Genomic DNA, 8,270 nt, shown 5'->3' on the forward strand with positions numbered 1-8,270 from the left:
CGCACTGGACGGTGAACTCCTGGTTGTGGGCCTCGCCCTTGACGTTGGTCACCGTGTAGGTCGGCAGGGATTTACGGCTGCCCTGCAGGATCTCTTGCAGACGGGTCTTGGGATCCTTCTGTTCGATCCCGGGCTTGATCTCGCCAAGGCGGCTGGCATACCAGCCGAGCAGGAGGCTGCGCACCCGCTCCAGATCCGTGTCCAGATAGATGGCGCCAATCACCGCCTCGACGGTGTCGGCCAGGATGGACTCGCGGCGAAAGCCGCCGCTTTTCAGCTCCCCCGGCCCCAGGATCAGGTGATCCCCGAGGTCGAATTCCCGGCCCAGCTCGGCCAGCGTCTTCTCGCGCACCAGGGTGGCGCGCATCCGGCTGAGATCCCCTTCCGCCGCCTGCGGGAAGCGGTGGAAGAGATCATCGGCAATCACCAGACTCAGGATGGAGTCCCCCAGAAATTCCAGGCGCTCGTTGTGACGGGACCCTGCGCTGCGATGGGTCAGTGCCCGGGTCAGCAGCTCAGGATCCTGAAAGACATGCCCGAGACGGGACTGCAGTCTGTTCATCTTGATATTCATTTACTTGATTCCGCCAATGCGGTTGAAGCGCACACCGGTCGGCACCCAGCTCGGCAAGCTGGACCCTTCCTCGCGCTCGAATTCGAAACTGATCCAGATGGCGACCGCCTTGCCCACCAGGTTCTGCTCGGGCACGAAGCCCCAGAAACGACTGTCGGTGCTGTTGTCGCGGTTGTCACCCATCACGAAATAGTGGCCTTCCGGCACCACCCACTCGTCGGGGTAGGTGCCGGGCTGGCGATAATAGCGGTCCACCAGGTCCGGCATCAGCGGGTTGCGCAAGGTCTCGTGGGAGACATCGCCCAGCTGTTCGGTGTAGCGATCCAGCGGGATCCCCATCTGGCTGAACTCGCCGCGCTGCTCGAACTTGACGTCCAGCTTCTGGAAGCCGGGGCACGTTTTCCCTTCCTGCTCATCGCACTTGGGCCGGATCATCAGCTCCTTGTTGCGATAGATGACCCGATCGCCGGGCATGCCGACCACCCGTTTGATGTAGTCCACCCGGGTATCCAGCGGATACTTGAAGACCACCACATCACCGCGCTTCGGCTCGCCGGTCTCGAGGAACTTGGTGTTGGTCACCGGGTCCTTGAGGCCGTAGGCAAACTTCTCCACCAGGATGAAGTCGCCCACCAGCAGGGTCGGCATCATGGAGCCGGACGGGATCTGGAACGGCTCGAAGATGAAGGAGCGCAGGATCAGCACCAGCGCGATCACCGGGAAAACCCCGCCGGTCTGTTCGATCCAGACCGGCATGGGGGCCACCTTGGCCAGTGTCTTCTCGTCCACATCCGGACCGGCATTGGCACGGGCGGCGGCAATCTTGGCCGCCCGCTGCTTGGCCCAGACCAGCTTGTCGAGCGTCCAGATGATGCCGGTCAGCAGGGTGACGACGACGAGGATCAGGGAAAAGGTGCTTGCCATCGATTAATCCTTTCCGACGTGGAGAATGGCGAGGAAGGCCTCTTGCGGCACGTCCACACGGCCCAGGGACTTCATCCGCTTCTTGCCTTCTTTCTGCTTGTTCAGCAGCTTCTTCTTCCGGCTCACGTCACCACCGTAGCACTTGGCGGTGACGTCTTTACGCAATGCCTTGACGGTGCTGCGGGCGATGATCTGGTTGCCGATGGCGGCCTGGATGGCGATGTCGAACATCTGGCGCGGGATCAGCTCGCGCATCTTCTCCACCACCTGGCGACCGCGATACTGGGCGTTCTCCTTGTGGGTGATGATGGCCAGGGCGTCGACCCGCTCGCCGTTGATCATGATGTCCAGACGGACCATGTCGGAGGTTTCGAAACGCTTGAAGCCGTAGTCCAGGGAGGCGTAGCCGCGACTGGTGGACTTCAGACGGTCGAAGAAGTCGAGCACCACTTCCGCCATCGGGATCTCGTAGGTCAGCGCCACCTGCTTGCCGTGGTAGACCATGTTGGTCTGTACGCCGCGCTTCTCGATGCAGAGGGTGATGACGTTGCCCATGTACTCCTGCGGCAGCAGGATGTGGCACTCGGCGATGGGCTCGCGCATCTCCTTGATGTTGTTGATGGCGGGCATCTGGGCCGGGCTGTCGATGTGGATGGTGGAGCCATCGTTCAGCTCGATCTCGTAGACCACGGTCGGCGCGGTGGTGATGAGATCCAGATCGTATTCACGCTCCAGACGCTCCTGGATGATCTCCATGTGCAGCATCCCGAGGAAGCCGCAGCGGAAGCCGAAGCCCAGCGCCGTGGAGCTCTCCGGTTCGTAGAACAAGGAGGCGTCGTTGAGGGAGAGCTTCTCCAGCGCATCGCGGAAGGACTCGTAGTCATCGCTGGAGATGGGGAACAGGCCCGCATAGACCTGGGGCTTCACCTTCTTGAAGCCGGCCAGCGCCTTCTCGGCACCGTGCTTGGCCAGGGTCAGGGTATCCCCCACCGGCGCACCGTGGATGTCCTTGATGCCGCAGACGACCCAACCTACCTCGCCACAACCCAGGCCGTCGGTGTCCACCTGCTTCGGCGTGAAGATACCGATGCGATCCACACCCCATACCTGACCGGTGCTCATCACCTTGATCTTGTCGTTCTTTTTCAGGGAACCGTTCTTGATCCGCACGAGCGACACGACCCCGAGATAGGAGTCGAACCAGGAGTCGATGATCAGCGCCTGCAGCGGCGCCTCCGGATCCCCTTCCGGGGACGGGATCTTGGCGACGATCTCTTCCAGCACCAGATCGACACCGAGGCCGGTCTTGGCGGAGCAGCGCACCGCGTCCACCGCGTCGATGCCGACGATGTCCTCGATCTCCTCGGCAACCCGCTCGGGCTCTGCGGCCGGCAGGTCAATCTTGTTCAGCACCGGCACCACTTCCAGATCCATTTCCATGGCGGTGTAGCAGTTGGCCAGAGTCTGTGCCTCAACCCCCTGACCGGCATCCACCACCAGCAGTGCCCCTTCACAGGCAGCCAGGGAGCGAGAAACCTCGTAGGAGAAATCCACGTGGCCCGGGGTGTCGATAAAGTTCAGCTGATAGGTGTTACCGTCTTGTGCCTGGTAGTTCAGGGTCACACTCTGTGCCTTGATGGTAATGCCGCGCTCGCGCTCCAGATCCATGGAGTCCAGCACCTGGGCCTGCATCTCGCGATCGGACAGGCCGCCGCAAGTCTGGATCAGACGGTCCGACAGGGTCGACTTACCGTGGTCGATGTGCGCAATAATCGAAAAGTTACGAATGTGTTTCATCGAGCAAGAATCACTCAAAATTAAGTTAGGGTCGGATATGAGGGCAGGATTTTACTGGATAACCCGGTCGACGGCCAATCTTTAGTCGGCGGGCCCCACAAATAGCGCCTTGTCTGGCGGGCGTTGGGCACCTGGATGCCCTCCGCCAGATCCGGCTCCTCAAGAGAGATGACGGGTATTGAGCACCACCCCGAGCATGCGGGGACCGTATTCCCCCTGCTCGAGCCGGTCAGAAAAGTAACGAACCAGTAAAAATCCGATGGCGCCGCCCAGCAGACAGCAGAGGATGGTCACCCCCTCTCCCGCCGACAAGAGCGGCACCAGCCAGAGCTGGCCGAGCAGGGCACCCAGCAGCAGACAGAAGAGCGGCAGCACGTACACCAGAGCCGCACCGCGCAGGATGCTGGCCTGAGGGATGCCCAGGCGGATCTGCTGGCCCACCGCCACGTCACCGGTGAGGGCGACCCGCAGCCGCTGCGCCTTCATGGGAAAGGCCTTGGCGACGGTGCCGGTCCCGCAGCTGGATTGTTGGTGGCAACCGCTGCAGGCGGATCGCCGCTCGCACTCCACCCAGGCGTGATTGCCGTCGATGGCCACTACTGTGGCCAGCTCTTCACTCATGTTACTCACCTGATGACTCCTCACAGGGGGCGGTGGATGCACCGGATCTCAACACGGCGGCACCCTCAGGGCAAGTCTCACGGCAAAGACTCACTGCACCGCCTCGTTGCGGGCCAGGGGCTGCACTGCCTCGGCGATGCGCTTGGCGGTTTCGGCGGGCACCTCACCCACCACGGTGATCTCCACCCCGACCTCGTTGACGAAGCTCACCAGCGAGGTAGCCCCCTGGCGAATCAACTGTTGGCGCACCGCCTGCTTGGGATCGACCCGTGAGACGTAGACGGAGAGATCCACCAGCCCGTCGGAGAGCATCATGTAATCCACCGGCAGACTGGTGCTGACCAGCTGATGCCGATCCTGAGAGAGCACCTTGAAGCCATCGGGCAACCAGGTCAGGTGCCAGTTGAGGGTCTGCTGGGGAGCGGGATAGGCATCTTCCAGCGCCAGCGCATCCGGCAGCTTGCTGCGTGCCAGGGTGACCAGCCAGGGGGCCGGCGCAGATTGCCTGTCCAGATCCACCCCCAGCACCTGCTCCACCAGATTGCCTTCTCGATCCACCATGTCCACCCGCAGCAGCAGATGGCTCTGTTCATCAATCCAGAGCACGAAGCCGTACTTGTCCGCCTCCTTGGGCACCAGCCGCACCACTTGTGCCACCAGGCCGGCCACCCGGCTGCGGCCCGCCAGCACGGGGTCATAACTCTCCATCACCCGGGGCAGCGGCATCCTTACCAGGCTCGACCAGACCCCGGGGAAACGCGCCCCCTTGAGGGTGTAGGGTTCATGGGTGTTTTCGAAGAAGGTATATTCGTTCTGGCGTTGCAGGAACTCCACGGCCTTGCCGTCGAGATAGCTCAGGTGAGCCACCTCCTTGCCATCGATGATCCCGTGGCTGAAACGGATAGGCTCGAGGCGCCCCTGGCGGGCCTTGACCATGGACAATTCGAAGTTTTGTTGCGAAACGGCACTCTGCATCTGCTGCAACAAGGCCTCGGCCGACAGATCGTCGGCCGAGGCCTTGGCACAAATCAACAGGAGAGAGGCCAGCAGGATACGGCTGGACTGGCGCACGATCTGATCCCTAAAAATGCGTTATTCCTGAATCTGCTTGTCTTGCAGCAGACGCTGTTGCAGTTGATGGTCGCGCAGGAAGGCATTGATGCGCTCGCGCTGCTCCTGCATCTGCTGCTCGCTCAGACCTTGCTGACGCACACCGGTCCGGCTGCCATCCTGGGGATAGTGCACGCTCACCGGCGCAGCACTGCCACCCACGGGTATGGTATTGAGCACCGGGCTGGTCGGCACACCATCCTTGCCCTGGTACTGCTGCACGCCGAAGATGACGGCGGCAGCCACGGAGGCGGCAATGGCATACTGCCCCACTTGCTGGCCAAAGCGGCGAACGAAGGGGATCACCTTGCCGGCGGGCTGCACCTGGGGCGCAGCAGGCTGTGCCGGCTTGGGCGCCAGTATGGCGGGTTCATCCTCCAGCGCCAGCATGATGCTGTCGCTGAGATCCAGTTGCAGATTGACCGGCAGGTCACCCCGCATGGCATCACCGATCAGATGGTAACGCGACCAGGTATCCTGCAGAGCGGGATCCGTTCCCAGCTCGTTCAGTACCTCGATTTCGCTGAGGTCGCCATCCATCAGGGCTGAAAGTTGCTCTTTATTTGCCATAAGTTTGCCTGTCTTTCCCCAGTTAATGCTCGATCAGAGGTTGCAGCTTTTTATCGATTGCTTCCCTCGCCCGGAAGATGCGGGATCTCACCGTACCCACCGGGCAATCCATGATCTCCGCAATCTCCTCGTAGCTCAGCCCTTCCATTTCACGAAGGGTGATCGCCGTTCTCAAATCTTCTGGCAAGGCTTCTATGGCGGTAAACACGGTTCGCTTGATCTCGTCGGTCAGCGCCAGGTTTTCCGGGGTGGCCACCTCTTGCAGGGCTTCACCACCACCATAATATTCAGCCTCGTCCGCTTCGACATCACTGCTGGGCGGTCTGCGCCCCTGTGACGTCAGGTAGTTTTTGGCCGTGTTGACGGCGATCCGGTACAACCAGGTGTAAAACGCGCTCTCGCCACGGAATGTCGGCAACGCACGGTAGGCCTTGATGAATGCCTCCTGCGCCACATCCGGTACATCGCCCGGATTGTTGACATACCTGGCCACCAGGTTGACCACCTTGTGCTGGTACTTGCGTACCAACAGGTTGAATGCATTTTTATCGCCACGCTGGACCCGTTCAACCAGCTGTTCGTCCAGTAGATTCTGGTCGCTCATCAGAGCCGTAAAACCCCCATCAGGTTATCGTTTTTCTTTTCCGGCCCCTTCTAAGCGCACAAGTTCAGACAGGAGGAATCAGGGAAAGTTCGCTTGCATTGAAAAAAATGTGATGCGGGCTGCATCACAACCCCCCTTGGGCTACCATGGGGCCAGTTCTTAATCCAGGCCAATGATACTTATGAAAGCAAGTGTTGAATACCTTTGCGACGTACTCATCATTGGCAGCGGTGCCGCCGGTCTGTCCCTCGCGTTGCGATTGGCAGACCAGGCCAAAGTCCTGGTTCTGAGCAAGGGGCCCATCAGTGAGGGGGCCACTCTCTATGCGCAAGGAGGCATCGCTGCCGTGTTCGACGAGACCGACAGCATCGAATCCCACGTGAGCGACACGCTCAACGCCGGCGCCGGGTTGTGCGACCCGGCGGTGGTGGAGTTCACCGCCCGCAACGCCCGCGACTCCATCCAGTGGCTCATTCAGCAAGGGGTCCCCTTCGATCAGGAAGAGGATGCCGAGGGGGAATCCCACTATCACCTGACCCGGGAAGGGGGCCACAGCCATCGCCGCATCTTCCACGCGGCCGACGCCACCGGCAAGGCGGTGCAGCTCACCCTGATCGACCAGGTGCGCGCCCACCCCAACATCCAGCTGATGGAGCGCTTCAACGCGGTCGATCTCATCACCACCCGCAAGCTGGGTCTGCCGGGCAACAAGGTACTGGGAGCCTATGTCTGGAATCGCAACGCCGAGCAGGTCGAGGTGATCCGCGCCCGCTTCGTGGCACTGGCCACCGGCGGGGCCTCCAAGGTGTACCAGTACACCTCCAACCCGGACGTCAGCTCTGGCGACGGCATCGCCATGGCGTGGCGCGCCGGCTGCCGGGTGGCGAACCTGGAGTTCAACCAGTTCCACCCCACCAGCCTGTTCCACCCGGACGACCCCAACTTCCTGCTGACCGAGGCCCTGCGCGGCGAAGGGGCCTACCTGCGCCGTCCCGACGGCAGCCGCTTCATGCCGGAGTTTGACGAGCGGGCCGAGCTGGCCCCGCGGGACATCGTCGCCCGCGCCATCGACCACGAGATGAAGCGCCTCGGGGCGGATTGCATGTATCTGGACATCAGCCACAAGCCGGCGGATTTCATCATCAAGCACTTCCCGACCATTTATGAGCGCTGCCTCGCGGTCGGTATCGACATCACCAGGGAGGCGATGCCCATCGTCCCGGCGGCCCACTACACCTGTGGCGGCGTGATGATCGACAACAACGGCCAGACCGACATCCCCGGCCTCTATGCCATCGGCGAGGTGACCTATACCGGGTTGCACGGCGCCAATCGCATGGCCTCCAACTCCCTGCTCGAATGCGTGGTCTATGCCCACCAGGCGGGAGCCGACATCCTGGCCAAGCTGCCCACCAGCGTGGCGCCCCCCAGCCTGCCGGCCTGGGACGAGAGCCAGGTGGATGACTCGGACGAGCAGGTGGTGATCCAGCACAACTGGCACGAGCTGCGGCTGATGATGTGGGACTACGTGGGCATAGTGCGCACCAACAAGCGCCTGGCCCGGGCCAAGCGTCGCATCGATCTGCTCAAGCAGGAGGTGCAGGAGTACTACGCCAACTTCCGGGTCTCCAACAACCTGCTGGAGCTGCGCAACCTGTTGCAGGTGGCCGAGCTCATCGTCAACTGCGCCCTGGAGCGCAAGGAGTCTCGCGGTCTGCACTACAACCTGGATTATCCGGACATGCAGCCGGACTCCAAGCCGACCGTGCTGACCCCGGATCGGGAATAAGGCCGTTGCGTTCGATTCGGGCGTATGCCCTCCCCCAGATGACCCCGCCCAGGCGGGGTCATCTGCTATGAGCGGCAGATGTAGCAGGTAGAGAGAGACGCCCCTAGCGGACAGCGAGGTGGATGGCGCGGGCCAGGGCGCGGTAGTGTGCAGGGGCCAGGGCATCGGAGAAGAGCCAGAGCTGCCCCTCGGAGCCCTCCACCGTCTTCAGCCGCAACCAGAGCACCCCGGGCAGGATGCGGCTGCGAGGATCGAGCCGATGGCGCCCCCCTTGCCACTCG

General features: G+C 62.1%; 9 protein-coding genes. 1 reads left to right on the forward strand and 8 read right to left on the reverse strand.

What is annotated here, in order from left to right; all coding sequences use genetic code 11:
* The 7 genes from rnc to rpoE all read right to left on the reverse strand — a co-directional run.
* The coding region (gene rnc / locus AACR77_RS20610) for a ribonuclease III (protein WP_042881537.1) at positions 1–574 on the reverse strand (574 nt) is incomplete at its 3' end.
* Positions 575–1,498, reverse strand: coding sequence for a signal peptidase I (gene lepB / locus AACR77_RS20615; protein ID WP_010675640.1), 924 nt, complete (start codon positions 1,496–1,498; stop codon positions 575–577).
* 3 nt (positions 1,499–1,501) lie between these two features.
* A complete protein-coding gene (gene lepA / locus AACR77_RS20620) occupies positions 1,502–3,295 on the reverse strand; it encodes a translation elongation factor 4 (RefSeq protein WP_010675641.1) in 1,794 nt (597 codons plus the stop codon).
* Positions 3,296–3,454: 159 nt separating this feature from the next.
* On the reverse strand, positions 3,455–3,916 hold the full coding sequence (locus AACR77_RS20625; protein WP_039040538.1) for a SoxR reducing system RseC family protein: 462 nt from the start codon (positions 3,914–3,916) through the stop codon (positions 3,455–3,457).
* A 90-nt stretch (positions 3,917–4,006) separates the two neighbouring features.
* Complete coding sequence (locus AACR77_RS20630; RefSeq protein WP_010675643.1) at positions 4,007–4,987, reverse strand: MucB/RseB C-terminal domain-containing protein; 981 nt, start codon at positions 4,985–4,987, stop codon at positions 4,007–4,009.
* Between the two features lie 21 nt (positions 4,988–5,008).
* Positions 5,009–5,596 carry a sigma-E factor negative regulatory protein gene (locus AACR77_RS20635; RefSeq protein WP_041211670.1) on the reverse strand — a complete coding sequence of 196 codons (588 nt, stop codon included), beginning with the start codon at positions 5,594–5,596 and terminating at the stop codon, positions 5,009–5,011.
* A gap of 22 nt (positions 5,597–5,618) precedes the next feature.
* On the reverse strand, positions 5,619–6,200 hold the full coding sequence (rpoE, locus tag AACR77_RS20640) for an RNA polymerase sigma factor RpoE (RefSeq protein WP_010675645.1): 582 nt from the start codon (positions 6,198–6,200) through the stop codon (positions 5,619–5,621).
* Positions 6,201–6,381: 181 nt separating this feature from the next.
* On the opposite strand from rpoE, the gene nadB reads away from it, so the two are divergent.
* Complete coding sequence (gene nadB / locus AACR77_RS20645) at positions 6,382–7,989, forward strand: L-aspartate oxidase (protein ID WP_010675646.1); 1,608 nt, start codon at positions 6,382–6,384, stop codon at positions 7,987–7,989.
* A 103-nt stretch (positions 7,990–8,092) separates the two neighbouring features.
* Here the strand turns inward: nadB and AACR77_RS20650 are convergent.
* Positions 8,093–8,270, reverse strand: a 178-nt coding sequence (locus AACR77_RS20650) for a protein YgfX (protein ID WP_331372520.1), incomplete at its 5' end; no start/stop codon positions are given.

The sequence above is a fragment of the Aeromonas sp. ZOR0002 genome (genome assembly GCF_963866995.1).
In the GTDB taxonomy this organism is placed as follows: domain Bacteria; phylum Pseudomonadota; class Gammaproteobacteria; order Enterobacterales; family Aeromonadaceae; genus Aeromonas; species Aeromonas caviae.

Excerpts from the sequence above, each read along its gene's own strand:
- lepB (WP_010675640.1), bottom strand. The coding sequence starts at position 1,498 with ATGGCAAGCACCTTTTCCCTGATCCTCGTCGTCGTCACCCTGCTGACC.
- lepA (WP_010675641.1), bottom strand. The coding sequence starts at position 3,295 with ATGAAACACATTCGTAACTTTTCGATTATTGCGCACATCGACCACGGT.
- AACR77_RS20625 (WP_039040538.1), bottom strand. The coding sequence starts at position 3,916 with ATGAGTGAAGAGCTGGCCACAGTAGTGGCCATCGACGGCAATCACGCC.
- AACR77_RS20635 (WP_041211670.1), bottom strand. The coding sequence starts at position 5,596 with ATGGCAAATAAAGAGCAACTTTCAGCCCTGATGGATGGCGACCTCAGC.
- rpoE (WP_010675645.1), bottom strand. The coding sequence starts at position 6,200 with ATGAGCGACCAGAATCTACTGGACGAACAGCTGGTTGAACGGGTCCAG.
- nadB (WP_010675646.1), top strand. The coding sequence starts at position 6,382 with ATGAAAGCAAGTGTTGAATACCTTTGCGACGTACTCATCATTGGCAGC.